We start from the raw sequence: 18795 nt of genomic DNA, 5'->3' as shown, positions 1-18795 counted from the left end.
GTGTAAAAATCCATATGGCGACGGCAAAGCGGCGGGGAGGATAGCGAAAATACTGGCTGAAATTGAAATCACTCCATCTTTATTGCAAAAGAAAATTACTTATTGATGGTTATTATGGGCAAGCGTTTCAGAAACTGGAAACCTCCAGAGTTCGACGAAAGGGGGCTAACCAAGTGGAACTGGATGTGCCAGTACCATGAAAACCTGAAGCTCGAGAAAAACACGGACATAGGTGCTTTCACGTACATCAACGCAAAGCAGGGGGTTGAGATCCAGGAGAACGTTCAGATAGGATCCCACTGTTCGATATACTCGGAGTCAACGATTGACGGAAAAAAGGGGAAAGTCATTATAAAAAGAAACGCAAAGATCGGGGCCCACACGGTGATAATGCCCGGCGTAACCATTGGTGAAAACGCAACCGTTGCCGCATGTTCTTTCGTTAATAGAGATGTCCCAGATGGTGCCGTGGTGGGGGGGGTCCCAGCAAGGCCAATAAAGCGAAAATCCTCCTGATGGTTAACTGTATTTGAATGTACGGAGATTATCAGAGTAGGAGTTAAATGACCTGGAAAATCCCGCTTTTCAGAATATATTGGGACAAAGAAGATGTCAAATCGGTGAGGCAGAGCCTAGAGAAGGGAATGTACTGGGCTGCTGGGCCCCAAGTGGAAGAGTTTGAGAAGGCGATCTCCGAGTACATACGAAGGAAGTATTCCCTGGTTTTCAACTCCGGAACCTCGGCCCTTCATGCGGCCCTACTTGCTCACGGTATCAAAAGAGGAGATGAGGTGATCGTTCCCTCCTTCACATTTATCGCGACGGCAAACGCTCCTCTATTTGTTGGTGCTAGGCCCGTGTTCGCAGATATCGAGGAGAAAACGTATGGGCTGGATCCGGAAGACGTGAAAGAGAAAATCAACCGAAAAACGAAGGCCATCATTCCAGTTCATTACGGAGGTTGCCCATGCAAGATACAAGAGCTGAAGGAGATAGCCGAGGACCGTGGTCTCTTCCTAATTGAGGATGCGGCAGAGGCGTTCGGCGCGAGCGTCAGCGGGAAAAAGGTGGGAAGTTTCGGGGATTCTGCCATGTTCAGCTTCTGCCAGAACAAAGTGATAACCACAGGGGAAGGTGGGGCTATAGTGACAGACTCAAGAAAAATTTATGAAAAGTTGAAGTTAATCCGGTCGCACGGCAGGGCTGAGGACGGCGAGTACTTCACCTCACCTAAGCGGATGGATTATGTTGATCTGGGCTACAATTTTAGAATGTCTAACATCGCAGCAGCACTTGGTGTCGCACAACTCAAGAAGGTTAACAGGATAATTGAACTGAGGAGAAAAAACGCGGAGTACCTAACCAAAAAATTAGCGAAAATAAATGAGGTGGTTACCCCCTCTCCGCCTGAGGGTTACTTTCACGTCTATCAGATGTACACGATCAGGGTAAAAAGCGGAAACAGGGATGACCTCTCCTGCCACTTAACCAAAAAGGGCATAATGACCAAAGTATTTTTCCATCCGGTTCACCTGACGTATTTCTACAGGAAAAAATTGGGCTACAAGACCAAACTTCCCGTGACCGAGGAGGTATCGAAACAGGTCCTGACTCTTCCGATGTATCCCAACCTGTCCGGGGAGGAGCTGGATTATATAATAGAAGCCGTGGAAAGCTTCTTTGAGGTGTGTTGATGCCTGGTGATTTTTTCAAGGGCAAGAATGTGCTCATCACTGGTGGCGCGGGGTCCATCGGCAGCGAGATCGCCAGAAAGCTCCTGAGCTACAGGGTTGGGGTGGTGAGAGTGCTTGATATAGACGAGGAGGCCCAGTTCGAGCTGTCGCAGGAATTGAGGTCCCGCTCGAACGTCCGGTTCCTCATAGGGGATGTGCGAGACAAGGAGAGGATAAAACGCGCTATGGAGGATATAGACATCGTTTTTCACGTCGCAGCTCTAAAGCATGTTCCATCCTGCGAGTACAATCCTTTCGAGGCCGTGAAAACCAACGTGCTGGGGACTCAAAATGTAATAGAGGCGGCGATAGAAGAAGAGGTTGAGAAATTCATAACGATAAGCACGGACAAGGCCGTGAACCCGATCAATGTGATGGGGGCCACAAAACTGCTTGCGGAGAAGCTTACGATATCCGCAAATTACTACAAGGGACCTAGAAAAACGGCCATCTCCTGCGTGAGGTTCGGAAATGTGCTGGGGTCAAGCGGCTCCGTGGTTACAGTCTTTGCAAAGCAGATAAGCAGGGGCGAGTCCGTGACCATTACAGAACCGAACATGACGAGATTTGTGATGACGATAGAAAGGGCAGTGGAGCTGGTCCTGAAAGCCACTCAGCTGTCCGCTGGTGGTGAAATCTTCATCTTCAAAATGCCGGCCGTGCGCATAGGTGACTTGGCAGAGGTGATGATTGAAGAACTCGCCCCGAGATACGGGCACAGACCCAGCGAGGTGAGGAGGGAGATCATTGGAATACGACCGGGTGAGAAATTCCACGAAGAATTAATGACGGAGGAGGAATCTGTGTGGGCTCAGGAAACCGAGGACATGTTTATTGTGAGGCCCCCTGTAGAACTGCCGGATGTCATGCTCAAAAAGCCGGGAGAGATACTGCGCAAACCCTTAACGGAAGAATACCTCTCGGCGAAAAGAATGAGACTGACATCGAAGGATGCCCGGCTGCTGAACAAACATGAGATAAAAAAATTACTAAGGGAATGCAACATCCTTCAATAAAAATTACAGTCAAAATCTATTTTCCAACAACTTTCCCGGCTGCCCTGACCAGCCACCTTGGCATCGGCACTATTCGCGCTATGAGCTCAAGATCTTCCCTAGTTACCGCTTTTGTCGCCAGAATCCACACGATGTAAAACACTAAGCTGGGCACGATTACAACAAACGCCTCAACCCACGGAGACAGTTCGATGACGGATTTCAGCCCAAAAATCAGAAACAGCGTGAGGATGCCACCGAGGATCGTCTTCGCGAGGGAGGAGGCCGGTGCCGTGAACCTCATAATCCTTTTTGAATAATAGAACAGAAGCCCGGTCCCCAGCACATAAGAGACGAGTGTGGTCGCAGCAGCCCCCTCAATCCCGTACAGGGGGATCAGGGCCCAGTTTCCAAAGAAGTTGAGGATGGCCATTGCCCCGACCACCTTAGTGCTCACGATGGGTTTACCGATCCCCTGCATGGTGGACGACATGATCATGAAGAGGGTGTAGGGGACCGCGGTTGCGCTGAGTATCTGCAGGGCCGTTGCACCGGCCAGATATCTCGGCCCAAAGAGGAGGTTTATCACTATTTCCGGGAAAGCTATGAAGACAAGGGCCCCGGGGATGATGGCGATGAAGGAGAACTTCACGAGGAGGCGCAACGCCCCGCTCAGCAGTTTTTCCTCGCGCCTCGCCCAGAACTCAGAAACCATGGGGAAGAATACTGTCACCAGAGCGGTCGGGAAGTACCACAGGAAGTGGGACACCGGCTGGGCCACCTGGTAGAACCCGACCTCCGATAGCGTCCGGAATCCGGTTATCATGAGAGTGTCCATGTAGCCTATGATAAGTCCCCCCAGCCCGCCCAGAAACACGGGAAGGGCAAAAAAGGACAGCTTCTTAATGAGCGGCTTGGTAACGGAGGTCTTGGCCCTGAATATGAAGGGATACCTGCGCCTCAGGAGGAGGAACGCCAGGACCACAACCACTGAAAGTTCGATCAGGTAGGCGAGTGCCACCCCGGTCACCCCGAACCCAAAATAGCCAACCATAATGACCGCGAGGATCAGAACGAGGAAGTTTCTGAGGAACTGGAGCAGGGCGTACACGGGCATGTCCTGAAAACCCTGAAAGACGCTGAGGAAGAGTGTAAAGGTCAACACAAAAAACCACACAGCCAGAACTTGGATGATCGGCGCGGCGGCTTCAGCCTTGAAGAAGCCTGAAGCGAGCTGACCAGAGAATATGTACAGCAACGCCACGATGAGGAGCGAAAGTGCGGCCTCGAACGCCAGCGTGAAGGCTATGGAGGATTTCAGCTCGCCGAACCTCTTCTTGACGTTGAACTCGGGGATGTACTTGGCCAGCGCGCTCCCGAACCCGAGGTCCCGGAACAGCCCGAAGAAAGAGACGAACGTGAACACGGCGTAGAAAAGCCCGTACTCGGCAACGGTAAGCGACCGGGCGAGGAACATGCGAAGCAGGAACGCGACGAGCTGCGACCCGATGAGCGCAACGAAAACTATGGCGCTTCCCTTTATCAACCGTTTTGCGTATTCCTTTGCGTCGGGCACCCGTTCATCCTCCTCATGCAACGATGATATCAACGTACAGCTAAAAATATGGGATGGGGGAAATAAACTTTCGTTCTACCTGCAGATGTTGGAGTATGCTTGCTCAAGCAGACCTGCAATTCTCTCCCAGTCGTAGGTTTGTGAGAACTTTACAGCATCTGCGCCCATGCCGCTTCTGAGCCTTTCATCCCTCAAAAGTAGCTGGATTTTTTCCGCCATGTTTTCAGGTGATAGTTTGACGAAGAAACCCGTTTTACCCTCCAAGATGAGCCTCTTGTCTATTCCTAGGGGGTGATCCACGGCTATCACGGGGAGCCCGCACGCGTTAGCCTCCAAGGTGACGATGCTCGCCCCGCCCTCCTGTGTTGAAGGTATCACGAAGACCTTAGATGATTTCATGAGCGCCACGACCTCGTTGAAGTCCTCCACGAACCCGAAGAACTCCACGTTCTTCCGGATGCCGAGTTCGTCTGCCAGCTTCTCAAGGTTCCCCCTCTCCGGCCCGTCCCCTATCACCCCGACCCTGAGCTCCGGAAACTCCTCCTTCAGGATCGCGGCGGCCCTGAGCAGCACGTCCACATTCTTCGGCCTGATGAGCCTCCCCAGGTAGACGACATCGAGTCTCTCCTGTGAAGGCGAAACCTTCGAGATCGCATCAAAATCTATTCCGTTGGGGACCACGCTTATCCTGTCCGCGTCCACCCCGAGGGAGACCAGATCATCCCTCGTCTGCTCCGAGACCGCGATGACCCTGTCCGCCAGCCCGAGCAAAATTGCCCTCTCCATGGCCCTGCCCACAACCCCCAGCGACCCGAGGTACTCCCCCCAGTACCCGCGCCAGACCTCATGCCAAGTGACCGCTAGGGGCGTGCCCTTCAGAAGCGCTCCGAACTTTGCCGGGAAGGCGTGGAGGTAGGGGGCCTGGTAGCAGTCTATCACGTCGAATTTCTCCCTTGCGAGGTGTGGCAGGACGCTCCGCGCGAACGTCACCGCGGCCCTGATCGACCTCCGCCCCCTAGAGTAGAGCGGCACCGCCCTGCAGACCCCGTGAAGGTGGACGCCTTCGAGCTCCATCTCCGGCTCTCTGCCCCACCACCTCATCCCGAAGATGTGGACCTCATGGCCGCGCCGGGCAAGCCTTCGCGAGAGCTCGTAAAGCCTTCTTTCGGCGCCACCCTTGACGAACGGGTAAACTGCGTCGTGGATATAGGCAATCCTCATGCCATCATCCATTCAAACAACATCGAGGAAAATTATATTCGCCTAGTTTAAGCACATTTTGGAAGCTCAAAATTTTTTATTGAGGGCACCGACCTTTGCGTGGCATTCGTCTATCGCCTTTATCCCGGGCTTCTCCAGCTAGACGCTTACCTTCCTAGTGAATGGGTTTTTGAAAGCATGGATCAATCTCTGGCGAGTTCAGCGCGGATCTTATCCTTGAATCTAACCCGCCCAAACCTACGTACATGACCATGCCTTTTTACCACCTCTTGTTGAATGGTTTTAGGAGTGGAACTTAAATTGGCTGGGGATTAAGCATATCGTTATGAAAAAGCCTCTTCGAGGTAAACGTCATACTTCTAATTCGGAATTTCTTTTCTACCTATGCCGGAGATCTCTTTCTAACCTTTGCTATTAGGAGAACGGACAGGGTGGGATGGATCCTTGATAAAGAACAGGATATGCCTCCGCTAAAGGGATAAAAACCCGACCCGTGCATCTCGACCCTGAACCCGTAATGTTCCAGCATCTCCTTCAGCGCCCGCGGTGAAAATGCGGTGATATGGCGCTCGAAAGGATAAATTATCCTGCCACGGTCCGGGTTACCGAATGCAAACCTTGTGCTGGGCGATATCGAGGTTGGATGAAAGCCCAAAAGCAGAAGAATACGGTTGTGTAGCGAGGCCAAGTTTGGAACTGAAACTATCGCATATCCATTATCTTTCATTATCCTGTAAATCTCTTCAAAAAGAGTGTCAGGGTCAAACAAGTGCTCAGCCACTTGATTGCAGAGAATCACATCGAAAAATTTGTCCTTGAAGGGCAACTTTTTGTTCGCGTCCGCTCTTTTTGTTATTATTCCCCTTTTCTTAGCCTCTATAATCTTTGTTTTTGAGATTTCCACGCCGTATATATTTGATGCTCCTATTTTGCGGGCAAAGTCCAGGGTAAATTCTCCCCCCCCGCATCCGATGTCTAGAAAATTGCAGCCTTTCTTCTCTTCAGCGAGCGAAAGAATTTTCTGCATGTTGACGTAAAGCGTTTTGCTGGCCACTCTTCTTAGGCTTTCGATCATTTGCTACCATTTATCTTAGCCGCTGTGTATACTCATAAATTTTCTCAGCCTATCTACCGAGCAACAATCTCCAGAAGGAAATGAAATTGACTCAATCCACCTCCTTGAAATTCTCTTTCCATTTTTTTTAAATTTTTTAAATTAAGAGGAACATATTTAAAGTAATTAGAACATATATAAGGCAAATAAAAAAAAGGAAGAAAATGTTGCCTACTTCAGCATTGAACGTTATCCACGTTCTGCTTAACACCAAAAAAAGTCTTTCCCTGCGCGAATTTTCTAGGGAAGCACAGGTTTCCCTGTCTAGATGCTCTAGGTACATCAATGAATTGGAGAGACTGGGCTACGTGCGGAGGAGACCGAGGATTAAGGTGATAAACGAGGAGATGGTATATCTCATCGCGTACGCGCGCCCTCTGAAGTCCTTGAAGATGGTTAACTTTGAGGCCTTAGAAAGGCCTGAGTACCTGATCAAGAAAATAGCCGAGTTAGCAGCTGACGAGCTCTCGTATGCGTACACGCACCTAGCCGGGGCGGAGCTCATAGCACCTTACGTAGTGCCAAACGAGGTCTACGTGTATGTCGCGGAGGAGCAGATAGAGAGATGGAACGAGATCTTAGAGAGAAATCAGATACACCCATCCCAAAAAGGTACCATCCACCTAATCTTTTCCGACCTAAATCCTTTTTACGGCATGCAAGAGATAAGGGGAATCAAGGTGGTTTCAAATTTTCTGCTTTTTTCAGACCTTTACAGTTGCGGGGGGAGGGAGCGCGAGGCCGCCAAGTACTTGGCAAAAGTTGTAGGGCTGGGGGTCTGATGTACGATCCCATGGAGACTTGGGCTTCAAAAAAGATCCTGCTAGAACTTCTTGGCGAACTCGGACCAACCCCAAAGTTCGGTCCTGTGGGCGGGTGGGCGGTACACTTTACGATAAATGAGAATTTTGTTAGAGCCACTGGGCGGGATTTTTTGGGATCGCGCGACATAGATGTCTTTCTCGACTGCAGGGGCAATTTTCCGTTACAGTTTGCGCGCGCCATAAGGAAGATCGGCTTCATCCCTGGCGAATATAGGTTCAGGTACACGCTGATCTTAGAAAGGGATTCCATGAGAAAACTGAGCGAAGACGAGGCAGGAAGGAAACATTCGTTTGAGCTGATTTATGTGTTCCTCGATGTGTTGGGTAATGGGGAAAGTGATGCGGTCGGAGTGTGGCCGAATGAAATCGTCGCAAAAATGATAAAAAGAAAAGCGACGAGGCCCATGACAATTGAGGGGTTGAAAGTTTTTGTTCCGGAGGAGGACTTTCTGCTACTTTTGAAGTTGGATTCCTTCCTGAAAAGGGAGACCAAGGAAAAGAGGATGAAGGATGCGTGCGACATCTACGGTCTGCTTTTCTACTCCTCAGCAAAAATTTTGGAACTACTAAAAAAGGAGGCTTGGAAGGTTGAACTCGCAAGCCGAGGTATCGAGGGGTTGCTTGAGGAGGAGACCTCGGAATTTATAGCGGAAACTCTCTTTGGCAGCGGCCTAAAATCCGGGTTAGTGAGAAGGAACATCCGCCAAATACTAGATGCGTTGTCTTGAAGAGCCAGATATAAAAGAGTAAACTGCATCGAGGGCATAGTGGCGTCTGCAACGAAGTTAGCATTCCCCCGCAACTTGCAACTTAACTCGCGGACCAATCCTGCTTTCATCAGGGGCAAAAATGGTGTAGGAACTCCTGTCTTCACAGGCTTTATTTCACGTCGGCTCCATTGCTTGGGGAGTTTTCTAGCAGGCAAAGTTAAAATTCACACCTATCGCAATTTCACCGCGCGCCCAAGCCTGGAGGACTCGTATATCGCCTGGACCATCTCAACGACCTTCATCCCGTCGTGGCCGCTCGCCATGGGCTGATGTCCGCCTTCCACGCATGAGATGAAATCCTTCAGCTCCAGCTCGTAGGACTGCGGCGGCTCGGCGGAGTAGTCGAAGATCTGGCGCGACCCGTCCTTCGCCGTGAGGACTGTCGTGCTGGTCACTACCCATTTACCACTGTTCACTGCTTTCTCCCCTCTGTTGTCTATGATCACGGATCCCTCGCTTCCGTACATCTCCATGTACATGTACCCCGACCACTCTGTCCACGAAGACTGGATGAACGCCATCCTCCCGTCCTCGGCCCTAAAGATTCCCATGCCGTTGTCCTCCACTTCGATGGGCATGTGGAGCGTCGCGACGTGACCGGTGCACACCGAGAAGTCGCCCATGAACCATCGGAAGAGGTCGAGAATATGGGCGCCGTTGTCGAGCACCGTCCCTCCTCCCGCCATCTCCCTGTCCACGTTCCAGGTGTGCAGGACCTTCTTTCCGTCGTGTCCGATCCATCCTCTTACGAAGAGAGGTTTTCCTATCGTCCCACTTTCCACGAGTTCTTTGGCCTTCCTCACGTTTGAGAAATACCTGAGGTTTGATCCCGTTTTAAGAAACACACCGTTTTTCTTTGCGGCCTCGACCATCGCCCGCGCCTCTTCAGGGTTCCTAGCGAGGGGCTTTTCGCAGAGCACGTGCTTTCCGGCGTCCATCGCGGCAACCGATATGGGGGCATGGAACTTGTTTGGTGTTGCCACCACCACGCAGTCGAGATTCTTCCTCTTCAGAGCTTCCCGGTAGTCAGTGTGATACTCGCAACCCACGTCTCGGGCCATCTTTGATACCATCTCCTCATTGATATCTACTAAGCAGACAATCCTTGCACCGATTTTCCTTAGCGCGTTCACCCTACGCGACCCGAAGCTCCCGCAGCCGATGACGGCAAAGGACAGGTCGGTCACATTTTCACCTTCTGGCAGATGCAATGGTCTCCGCAATGTACTTGATCTGGTCCTTGGTCAGCGTGTTTCCAGAGGGCAGGTTTATCCCCTTTCTTCCCAGCTCTTCGGCCACCGGGTACCTCTCCCCCGCATACTGCTTCTCGTAGACCGGCTGTAGGTGGATCGGATGAAAGGCCGAGCGGGTGTCGATTCCCTTCTCCTTCAGGTAGACCATGAGGTCATCCCTGCTCATGCCGAAGGAGTCGTCCACAAGTACCGTGTACATCCAGTACACGTTTTTTGCCCAAGGAGCCTCGGGAGGCAGGATTATCCCTTCAACATCCTTCAGTAGCGAATTGTAGAGCATGGCGTTGCGCCGGCGCGTGGCGACGGACTCGTCTATGAGGTCCATCTGGCCCACCCCGATTGCAGCCTGCAGGTTAGTCATGCGGTAGTTGAAACCTATATAGCGGTGGACAAAGCGCTTGGGCTCAAAAGCTTGGTCACGGAGCAGCCGGCACATCTTGGCTATCTCTTCGTTATTGGTGACCACCATCCCCCCCTCCCCCGTGGTGATGATTTTGTTGGCGTAAAAGCTGAAGCAACCGGCATCACCAAGTGCACCCACTTTTTTACCTTTATACTCGGCACCGTGGGCTTCGGCAGCATCCTCGATTACATATAAATCGTGGTTTTTCGCGATCTCGAGGATAGGGTCCATGTCGACCGGGTGGCCATAGGTGTGCATCACCATGATTGCCTTGGTTCGGTCCGTTATCTTTTCCTCAATCTTGGAGGGGTCAATGTTCCACGTCATGGGTTCGGAATCAACGAGGACCGGCTTCGCTCCGGTATAGGTTATCGAGTTGGCGGTCGCGATCATCGTAAATGAAGGGCAGATTACCTCGTCACTCGGGCCAACGCCGATGCTGGCAAGGGCAAGGTGGAGAGCGGCGGTTCCGTTACAGGTCGCAATTCCGTACTTAGCCCCGCAGTACTCGCTGAACCTGCGCTCGAACTCGTCTATGTACTTCCCCTTGGAGGAAATCCAGTTGGTCTTTATACAATCGATAACATACTCAAGCTCTTTCGTTCCCAACTTGGGTTCGCATACAGGTATCATTCAATCTCACTTCCAGACGCAATTAGTTCAGCTGTTTTAATAGCTTTCCTCAGTGCGATAAATTGGATCCCCAATTTGGTATCAATCGAATTCGTTTTATCAGATGCTTGGCATACCGGAGAAAAAGATAAAGTGGGAAAAGGAAGATCATAAATTGGGTGGTCTCGATGGACTGGTTTGAGGATTGGTTCGAACGGCGGCCTTTCTCCAGATTCTTCCGGGAAATCGACCGGGCCATCGAGGAGATGTTCCGGGAGTTCTCGGCGGCGATGCCCAAGGAGTTCATCAAGGAGAAGAAGCTCCCCGACGGTTCCGTGGAGAGGGTCTTCGGCCCCGTCATCTACGGGTACTCGATGACCGTGGGACCGGATGGCAAGCCCCAGATCAGGACCTTCGGCAACCTGAGGCGGGGTCTTCCCTACCCGGCGCCCAGCGCTTACCGTGAACCGCTGGTCGAGGTAATCCCCTCCAAGGAGGAGATCCGGGTGGCCATCGAGCTTCCCGGAGTGAGGAAGGAGGACATCGACCTGCGCGTCAGCGAGGACCGGCTCACCGTTTCGGCAGCGCGTGGCGAGGTCAAGTATTTCAAGGAGGTGGAGCTGCCCGGCAGGGTCGACCCGAAGAGCGCCGAGGCGAGCTACATCAACGGTCTGCTCGACGTCATCCTGAAACGAGCGGAGGAAAAAGGCCCGTCTGGAGAGCGCGTGGTCATAAAGTGACCGACATCAAAAAACGCTGAGGTCAAGGCCGGAGCCATTGAGGCCGTGGCATAGCGGCATTATTGGGAACACCAGTTAATTCATACTTTGCCCCTAATATCAGTAATTTTTATTTTTCCATAAACCCACAATGTATGCGGTGTCTCGATGGTGAAGGTGAAGTGGTGGGGTCACGCCTGTTTTGAGGTCAGCGATGGTAAAACGGTAGTTTTCGATCCGCACAACGGCACGGGCATCGGTCTCGAGCCCCCGCAGGTCAAGGCGGACCTGGTACTGATTTCGCACGATCATTTTGACCATGCCGACGGTGCCAATCTGGTTCTCAGGCCGGGCGGAATTGTGGCGAAGGATTCAGGGGTTAGGACGGTGGGGGAAGTCAGAGTCCGGGGCGTTCGGACGTATCACGATGAGAAGGGCGGAAAGCTCAGAGGCGAGAACACCCTCTATGTCGTGGAGATGGGAGGGCTCAGGATCTGCCATCTGGGTGACCTTGGACATGTGCCCACGGACCGGCAGGTGAAGGAAATCGGCGGAGTGGACCTGCTCTTCGTTCCCGTGGGCGGCGTCTACACGATCGATGCCCGCGGAGCCACGGAAACTCTGGAGAAAATCTCCCCCAGAATAGCGGTGCCGATGCACTACCGGATCCCGGGCCTGAAGGTAGGAATTCACGGGGTGGAGGAGTTTTTGAAGGGGAAGAAAAACGTAAGGCAGGTTAAGTCGAGCCAGTTCGAGATCAAGCCGGAGAATCTACCCGCACAGTCTGAAATCTGGGTGCTTTCCTGGCCGTGAGCTCCGGAGCGCTCCAGCATGATGGGGTTCAGCGCCGTTCAATCCCGCGTATCTGGAGAGAATATCGCGTTTTTAAATCTGTGGGAAAGCGTCGCGGATAGGGGCAATTTTCACCCAACCCCTTTATTGAGCGTTCGGTCGAAAGCGGTTCCTGGGGCATCTCGCCTTTGTCTGCCGGGAGCTCCAAAAGGACGGTGGGAAGACGCCGGTTGAAACGCCTCTGTCTCTGTTTTGGGTAGCGATTTCCCTACCCAGGGGCTTGAAGAGGAACCGGTTATGAAGATGAAGTATCTCTTTTTCTCGAACAGGGAGTAAACCAGAGTTTCCCATTTTTTCAGCCTCCTGAACCTCATCTAAAAAGATGAACTCTGGCTCTTTGCCGTACATCTCTTCGTGGAGCCCCAGCGCGTTGAATACGTCTCCGATTTCCAGGGAGGAAACTGGATAGTCCTCAAAGTTGATGAAGAGATCATCCTCATCGCTGAGGGTTTTTTGTTCCGGATCAGATCATCTAAGAAATAAGTTTTGCCGGCTCTACTCCGGCCGATAACGCAGAAAGTTCTTGACCAGCGGGAACCCAGTTAGCCTCTCCTTGTCCTCAAGGCTTTTTTAGCGACAATTTAACGCCGAGTAGTTTAGTATGGGGGAAACTTTTATACAAATCTTTATCCCTCCACAACTTATTTCAATCTTCGGAGCGAGATGGGCAGCTTCATCCCGTTGTTTTTTCTAATGCAGCTCGAATCCTCCTCTACAGCCGAGCAAGGGACTCACGACCGACCCATACCAGTTGGATTTTTCATCGCCGGGAATGAGGCCCAGGAGGCCAAAGCGTCAGAGATCGGGATTAGAGAAATAGCGCGCTTAGTCAGAAGAGGTGAGAAATGGGGTAATCGGAAAGGCGGGCCCGGTGGGATTCGAACCCACGATCTACAGCTTAGGACGCTGCCGCCCTATCCTAGCTAGGCCACGGGCCCGCTGAGATTCTGTCGCCGCTGCTTATGAATCCGTTAGAAAGTTATTTAAAAGGAGCATTTAAATGATGTTTGAAGTGGTGGTTGAGTGGCAGCGACTAGACCCTTAGGAGCCTTGCTTTGTATCGCTACGGTTGTGGTGGCGATTGCGCACATTTACTTCGGCTACATCAGCGGTGGGCCAAGTGCTTGGGCGCGTAGCGCGTTGGCCTTCGCGCTGCCGGTGACCGCGGGCATCCTCGTGGTCTGCGGTTTGGGATTCTGGCTGGGCTGGATCATGGTGACCACCAAGGAGGCCCCGCCCGCGCCGAAGACATCCGAGGAGAGTCAGCCCGAGAAAGCCGAGTGAACGGTCCACGACTCGTAGCCTTTAAGCGCTGTTCCTTCTAAACTTATTGGGTGTCAATTTGAACTATCGCAGATGGCTCATCGTTGCCTATCTGGTTTCGATGATGGTCCTCTCCGTCACGATACTCATGGTTCCCGGGGAGAAGCATGACACCCTCACCACCTCCGACAGCGGCTGGGTCTACAATGTCGCCGTTGAGATCTTAAATAAGGGCACACTCGTCGACAACAACCCGCTTTCCCATGCCCCCTACGGCTTACCCGTTTCATTCAACGAGCAGCTGCAACCCTTGCTCGCGGTGATGCTCTACCAAGGCGTCCACGCGGTTGACCCGAGCGTAACCCTGATGGATGTGGTCAAGTTCTGGGGGCCGCTGATGTTCGCCCTTTCGCTGATCCCCGTCTTCCTCATCGGCAGGGAGCTGGGAGGGGACGTTGCCGGAGCCGCCGCGGTCTTCTTCGCCGCGACGATGACCGACACCATCTACTGGATGAAGGTGGGCTCTTTCGACCGCGATTGCTTAGTGAATCTTCTCACCCTGACCGCGGCCTTCTTCACCATCAAGGTCTTCAAGGCCTCAAAGGGGGACTTTCTCAAGCAGGCCGTTCTTGCCGGTCTTTCCTTTGGCCTTTTTTCCCTAGCGTGGGCAGGATCCCTCTACTTCGCCGCCGTCCCCCTCGGTGGAGTCATCCTCCTTCTCTTGTTCAGATTTTTTGAGAGGCTGGTTCGCAGATTTTCGGATGTCTTCGGGGCGTTCAAGTCCACCCTCCGGGATCACCTCTGGCCGATAGTCGGGGTGATCATCATGCTGTCGGTGATGAGCGTAATCTACGTGATCCTGGGAAAACAGAGGCCCGATTTCTGGGTCGGTTATTTCCAGATGCTGCTGGGATATCTTAAGATCGGAGGGAGCAGCGGCGTGACTCTGCCAACTTATGCCACCGAGGCTCGAGCCGCAGGGCCTATCACCGAGACGCTGAGCGTTTTCTATAACAATGGCATCCTGACCGTTTTTATGGTTCTCATGTTTGCGCTGGCTCTGGCGAAGTTTTTCTGGTCGAGGAAAAATTGGGAGATCCTGGTCATCGCTTGGCTGGTAGTTCTGGTGGCAATGGTCTACCCCGGGGTGGGCCCGGCCAGGTTCGTTCGCCAGTGGTGGCCGCTGGTCCCGGTCCTCACCGGCGTCGGTTTTGCAGCCCTCCTCAAGCTAATTCAGAGAGCCTATTTCTACCCCTCTGTCGGCCGCTGGCTAAAGGAGGCTGAAAATCCCATCCTCGTGGGTGCTTTGGTCGTCGTCTTTGTTTCACCTTTTGTCGTTAACGCCTACAACTATGCGGGGGCCACGGTCCCCCCGCCCGAGTGGTATGGTCAGCAGGGTCTGGATCAAGGTCTTATAGAAGCCTCCAGCTGGTTAAAGACCAACACCGCGGAGAACTCGGTGGTGGCGGTGGAATGGTCTTATGGCCACTTAGTTGCGGCTGCTGCTAGGAGGCCCACAGTTGTAGATGGTGCGGAGATTTTGGGAGAGATGGGAAAGTGGGAGAACGAGCTGGGAGTGAAGCCCCCGGACTACATCTATACGGTGAATGACTCCACGGGCACCTTCCTCCGGCAGCACTATACCATCAACGGCCGCAGGACCGACATCCAGCGGTTCCCGGGCCTCGACGCCAGTGAACTCGCCTTTTATCTGGAGACCTACCGCGACAACTACGGCGTGAGGATAGACTACCTCATCCTCCACGCCTACCAGTACCTCAGCATGCTGGACACGGTGGCTGGTGACAGCGGTGAGAAAAGCCAGCGGGTCACGCTTGAAGACAACTACCTCGTCTTCCACTTCGCCAGCGAGAACATCCTCTTCAGCTTCGATGATTTCAAGGCCTTTGCCCGCGGCGACGGCGAGAACCGCTACTGCGCCGGCGTCGTCATCTTCTACTATAGCCAGACCGGGGACCTGACCAACTTCCGCTTCAACTTCTGGGAGAACGTCCAGATCCCCCGGGTGCTGCGGATCTACCTGCCCAGCTGGACCAACACCCCCTCGCTGGACCAGATCCTCGCCTTCCTCGGCGAGCCCTATTACACCAGCCCGCCGCTGTACGCGCGCGTCTACGGCGGCTATGCCCCGCTGCCCGATTACCTGAGCCTGGCCTACCTGAGCGGCAACGGCATCGTGGCGGTGCTCAAGGTTAACCACACCGCTTCACCCATTTACCCCACCGGCGGTTCCCTGATCAACGACAGCACCCCGGAGTTCCGCTGGACCTCGGGAATAGGCGCCACGAGGTATGAGTTCGTCCTCGCCCGGGACGAGAATTTCAGCTCCGTCGTCGTTCAGGCCGAGACCACGCAGCCGAGCTACACGCCCGCGGTTGTTTTGGCCGACGGCAGCTACTGGTGGCGCGTCGCCGCCTACAAGGAAGAAAAGCTGCTGGGCTGGTCGGAGGCCGCCAGCTTCACCTTGGACACGGCACCGCCCGTAGCCCCGCAGCTCATCGAACCGCAGGAGGGCGCGGTCTTCTCCCAGTTTGAGCTCACCTTCCGCTGGTCCCCGTCCGAGCCCGGGGCGAGGTATCAGGTACAGGTCTACAACGAGGCCGATCCCGGGCAGCTGTTGGTCGACAACCTGCTGGAGGCGGAGAACCTCGCCTTCACCTTCCAGAACAACGGGGTTTACGTCTGGCGGGTGCGGGCTATCGACTCCGCCGGAAATCAGAGCAGCTGGTCCCAGGGCCGGTTCACCATCAGGTTGCCGCCGCAGCCGCCGACGCTGGTCTCGCCGGAGAAGGACGGGAGCGTCAACACCGCCCAGCCCACCTTCCGGTGGTCGGGAGGCGTGGCCGACAACTTCCGGATTGTGGTCGACGATGACCCCAACTTTGGCTCACCCGAGATCTTCTTTACCCTCGGCCTCGTCCGGAGCTACACGGCGCCCGAGCCCCTGCCTGACGGCACCTATCACTGGAAGGTGGTCTCGGTCGTGGGCTCGCAGCTGGCCTCATCCCCCGTCTGGACCTTAACCATCGACACCATCCCCCCTGAGGCGCCGGAACCGCTGGCCCCATCGAACCACGCCACGCTGACGGAGAACCGCCCCACTTTCTCCTGGTCCAGTGTCCTGGGCGCCGCCAGCTACCGGCTGGTTCTGGACAACGATCAGGACTTCAGTTCGCCGATGCTGGACAACCTGACCAGCGCCACGAGCCTCACCCTGCCGTTTGATTTATCCCCGGGGAGCTACTACTGGAAGGTGTATGCCTTGGACCAGGCCGGGAACGAGAACGCCTCTCCGGTCTGGACCCTCACCGTTGGAGGCGGTTGAGCGTGCAGGCGCCGCGCGGCACCCGGGATCTCTTCGGAGAGGAGCTCCAGAGCATCCGCCACGTCATGCGCCGGATGGAGGAGGTCTTCAAGCGCTACGGCTACGAGGAGATTGAGACGCCGATCTTCGAGCACCTCGAGCTCTTCACCAAGAAAAGCGGCTCCAGCGTGGTGAGGCAGCTCTACGCCTTCAAGGACAAGTCGTCGCGCGACCTCGCCCTGCGGCCCGAGATCACCGCCCCTGTGGCCCGGGTCTACATCCAGCGGCTCCGGTCGCGGCCGAAGCCGGTGAAGCTCTACTACTTCGGCAGCTGCTTCCGCTACGAGGAGCCGCAGTCGAAGCGCTGGCGCCAGTTCCTCCAGTCCGGCGCGGAGATCTTGGGCACCGCCGACCCCGCCGCCGACGCCGAGATCGCCGCGCTGACCGGTCACGTCATGGAGGATCTCGGCTTCGCGGATTTCGAACTCAGGCTGGGCCACATCCGCCTGTTGCGCGAGCTCCTCTCCCACGCCGGGGTGAAGGGTGAAGCTCAGGACCCCATCCTCAGGGCGGTGGATTCCAAAGAGGAGAAGCGGATCAGCGAGGAGATCGGAAGGGCCGGGATCAAGCCCGCGGAGGAAAAACTGTTCCGGGAGCTCATTTCCCTGCGCGGTGAGGTTTCGATTCTGGAGCAGGCGGCACCGCTGCTCCGGAAGATCCCAAGGGCCACGGCGGCGCTGCAGAACCTCCGGGCCATCATCGGCTACCTCCCCTCGCTGGGCGTCAAAAACTTCTCCCTGGATCTGGGCATCGCCCGCGGCCTCGATTACTACACCGATTTCGTCTTCGAGGCCTACCTGGGCGGGGTCCAGGTCGCGGGCGGCGGCCGCTACGACGAGCTGGTGGAGCAGCTCGGGGGTGAGCCCACGCCCGCGGTTGGGGTCGCCTTCGGAATCGACAGGATCGCGCAAACTTTGCTGGAGCGCGGCATGGTTCCGCTCCGGGACCGCCTGGACTGCCTGGTCCTGCCGGTGAACGAGGAGGTCCGCGCCGAGGCGATGAGGGTGGTCACCGAGCTGCGCCGCGCCGGGCTGGCGGCGGACATCGACCTCGTAGGGCGGAAGTTCACCAAGGCGATGGAATATGCCAACGCCATCGGGGTGAAGCGGGTCGTCGTCGTTGGGCCCAAGGAGCTGAAGCAGGGCCGGGTCATCCTCAAGGACATGATCACCGGGGAACAGGAGGTTGTCCCCCGCGAGGAGCTGCCGCGAGCACTAAAATCTGAAGCCTAATTTCTCGAACTTTTGCTTCAGCACCAGCGAGTCCTGCTCCAGCACCGGTGACTCCGAGATGATCGTGATGTCGAGGTTTCTCCTCAGGACCTCCCGGACCAGCGGGTCCACGGGCGGCTGGTCGAAGGAGATCGGCAGGTGGCGCCGCTCGTTCCCCGCCCCGGGAACTTTCGCCGGCGTCCACTCCATGCTGGTGAAGTGGGTGTGCAGGTGCTTCAGCTTTAACGGCTCGAGCTGGTCAAAGATCCTGCCGTAGTCTATTTTCCCCGCGTTCCTGGCCCAGAGGTGGGCGAAGTCGACGACGGGCTCGCAGCCGCGGATTTCCTTGCAGAGCCTCACCAGCTCCTCGAGGGAGCCGAAGGCGCTGACCTTGCCCGTGGTCTCATGGCCCAGCGCCACCCCCTTGATGCCCATCGACTTCATCCTATCCAGCATGTCTCGATCGGCTTCCTTCACCATCTCGTAGGCCGCCTCCGGGGTGAGCGACCCGTAGAAGCCCGGGTGAAAGACCGCGATCCGGGCGCCCATGTGGTAGCAGCGCTCCACGGAGTCGAGGATGCGCTTTTTCGAGGCCTCGAGCTTCCTCTTGTCGGTCGAGCAGAGGTTGATGAAGTAGGGGCAGTGGACGGAGAGCTCGACCTTCAGCTCCCGGGCGAGCCGGCCCACCTCCTCCGCGGTCTGGTTGCTCATCGCCACGCCGCGGACGAACTCGATCTCCATCGCGTTCAGCTTCAGCTCGGCGACCCGCCTCAGGCCGCCGAGGGTGCTGCGGTCCTTGCTCGAGATTGGAACTCCGGCGGGGCCTAAATATATCATGGTCTCCAAAACCCTTATGGCGGCGGA

At 55.0% G+C, this 18795-nt stretch carries 17 protein-coding genes and 1 tRNA gene; 10 read left to right on the top strand and 8 right to left on the bottom strand.

The window, feature by feature from the left end; all coding sequences use genetic code 11:
- The first annotated feature begins 105 nt into the window (after positions 1-105).
- The 3 genes from ACP5PX_RS00690 to ACP5PX_RS00680 are packed head-to-tail and all read left to right on the top strand — an operon-like array spanning position 106 to position 2749.
- Positions 106-516: an acyltransferase gene (locus tag ACP5PX_RS00690; RefSeq protein ID WP_428082957.1), complete on the top strand. Its 411-nt coding sequence runs from the start codon at positions 106-108 to the stop codon at positions 514-516.
- Positions 517-563: 47 nt separating this feature from the next.
- Positions 564-1694, top strand: coding sequence for a DegT/DnrJ/EryC1/StrS family aminotransferase (locus tag ACP5PX_RS00685; RefSeq protein WP_428082955.1), 1131 nt, complete (start codon positions 564-566; stop codon positions 1692-1694).
- Positions 1694-2749, top strand: coding sequence for a UDP-N-acetylglucosamine 4,6-dehydratase family protein (locus ACP5PX_RS00680; protein ID WP_428082953.1), 1056 nt, complete (start codon positions 1694-1696; stop codon positions 2747-2749). Before ACP5PX_RS00685 ends, ACP5PX_RS00680 begins: the two co-directional genes overlap by 1 nt.
- 16 nt (positions 2750-2765) lie before the next feature.
- On the opposite strand, the gene ACP5PX_RS00675 is transcribed toward ACP5PX_RS00680, so the two are convergent.
- The 3 genes from ACP5PX_RS00675 to ACP5PX_RS00665 all read right to left on the bottom strand — a co-directional run bounded on the left by ACP5PX_RS00675 (position 2766) and on the right by ACP5PX_RS00665 (position 6600).
- Entirely contained in the window at positions 2766-4337 is a 1572-nt protein-coding gene (locus tag ACP5PX_RS00675; protein WP_428082951.1) for a flippase, read from the bottom strand.
- 42 nt (positions 4338-4379) lie between these two features.
- Positions 4380-5537, bottom strand: a complete 1158-nt coding sequence (locus ACP5PX_RS00670) for a glycosyltransferase family 4 protein (RefSeq protein ID WP_428082949.1) — start codon at positions 5535-5537, stop codon at positions 4380-4382.
- 370 nt (positions 5538-5907) lie between these two features.
- A complete protein-coding gene (locus ACP5PX_RS00665) occupies positions 5908-6600 on the bottom strand; it encodes a class I SAM-dependent methyltransferase (protein WP_428082947.1) in 693 nt (230 codons plus the stop codon).
- Between the two features lie 203 nt (positions 6601-6803).
- On the opposite strand from ACP5PX_RS00665, the gene ACP5PX_RS00660 reads away from it, so the two are divergent.
- A complete protein-coding gene (locus tag ACP5PX_RS00660) occupies positions 6804-7421 on the top strand; it encodes a type IV toxin-antitoxin system AbiEi family antitoxin (protein WP_428082945.1) in 618 nt (205 codons plus the stop codon).
- On the top strand, positions 7421-8191 hold the full coding sequence (locus ACP5PX_RS00655; protein ID WP_428082943.1) for a hypothetical protein: 771 nt from the start codon (positions 7421-7423) through the stop codon (positions 8189-8191). Before ACP5PX_RS00660 ends, ACP5PX_RS00655 begins: the two co-directional genes overlap by 1 nt.
- A 212-nt stretch (positions 8192-8403) precedes the next feature.
- On the opposite strand, the gene ACP5PX_RS00650 is transcribed toward ACP5PX_RS00655, so the two are convergent.
- Together ACP5PX_RS00650 and ACP5PX_RS00645 are read right to left on the bottom strand one after the other, a co-directional pair.
- Positions 8404-9444: a Gfo/Idh/MocA family protein gene (locus ACP5PX_RS00650; RefSeq protein WP_428082941.1), complete on the bottom strand. Its 1041-nt coding sequence runs from the start codon at positions 9442-9444 to the stop codon at positions 8404-8406.
- On the bottom strand, positions 9425-10522 hold the full coding sequence (locus ACP5PX_RS00645; protein ID WP_428082939.1) for a DegT/DnrJ/EryC1/StrS family aminotransferase: 1098 nt from the start codon (positions 10520-10522) through the stop codon (positions 9425-9427). Before ACP5PX_RS00645 ends, ACP5PX_RS00650 begins: the two co-directional genes overlap by 20 nt.
- A gap of 167 nt (positions 10523-10689) precedes the next feature.
- On the opposite strand from ACP5PX_RS00645, the gene hsp20 reads away from it, so the two are divergent.
- A complete protein-coding gene (hsp20, locus tag ACP5PX_RS00640) occupies positions 10690-11241 on the top strand; it encodes an archaeal heat shock protein Hsp20 (RefSeq protein WP_428082937.1) in 552 nt (183 codons plus the stop codon).
- A 147-nt stretch (positions 11242-11388) separates the two neighbouring features.
- Positions 11389-12033, top strand: coding sequence for an MBL fold metallo-hydrolase (locus tag ACP5PX_RS00635; RefSeq protein WP_428082935.1), 645 nt, complete (start codon positions 11389-11391; stop codon positions 12031-12033).
- A gap of 123 nt (positions 12034-12156) precedes the next feature.
- On the opposite strand, the gene ACP5PX_RS00630 is transcribed toward ACP5PX_RS00635, so the two are convergent.
- Positions 12157-12420, bottom strand: coding sequence for a hypothetical protein (locus ACP5PX_RS00630; protein ID WP_428082933.1), 264 nt, complete (start codon positions 12418-12420; stop codon positions 12157-12159).
- Positions 12421-12935: 515 nt separating this feature from the next.
- A tRNA-Arg gene (locus tag ACP5PX_RS00625) sits at positions 12936-13010 on the bottom strand.
- Between the two features lie 85 nt (positions 13011-13095).
- Here ACP5PX_RS00625 and ACP5PX_RS00620 point away from each other — a divergent pair.
- The 3 genes from ACP5PX_RS00620 to hisS are packed head-to-tail and all read left to right on the top strand — an operon-like array spanning position 13096 to position 17952.
- Positions 13096-13356, top strand: coding sequence for a hypothetical protein (locus tag ACP5PX_RS00620; protein WP_428082931.1), 261 nt, complete (start codon positions 13096-13098; stop codon positions 13354-13356).
- 58 nt (positions 13357-13414) lie between these two features.
- On the top strand, positions 13415-16681 hold the full coding sequence (locus ACP5PX_RS00615; RefSeq protein WP_428082929.1) for an STT3 domain-containing protein: 3267 nt from the start codon (positions 13415-13417) through the stop codon (positions 16679-16681).
- A 2-nt stretch (positions 16682-16683) separates the two neighbouring features.
- Positions 16684-17952 carry a histidine--tRNA ligase gene (gene hisS / locus ACP5PX_RS00610; protein WP_428082972.1) on the top strand — a complete coding sequence of 423 codons (1269 nt, stop codon included), beginning with the start codon at positions 16684-16686 and terminating at the stop codon, positions 17950-17952.
- Here the strand turns inward: hisS and ACP5PX_RS00605 are convergent.
- Positions 17935-18768: a TIM barrel protein gene (locus ACP5PX_RS00605; RefSeq protein WP_428082927.1), complete on the bottom strand. Its 834-nt coding sequence runs from the start codon at positions 18766-18768 to the stop codon at positions 17935-17937. The genes hisS and ACP5PX_RS00605 overlap by 18 nt on opposite strands.
- Between the last annotated feature and the right edge of the window lie 27 nt (positions 18769-18795).

Source organism: Hadarchaeum sp. (SeqCode) (genome assembly GCF_049969415.1).
Classification (GTDB): Archaea; Hadarchaeota; Hadarchaeia; order Hadarchaeales; family Hadarchaeaceae; genus Hadarchaeum.
This window is presented reverse-complemented; position numbering and strand designations above follow the sequence as displayed.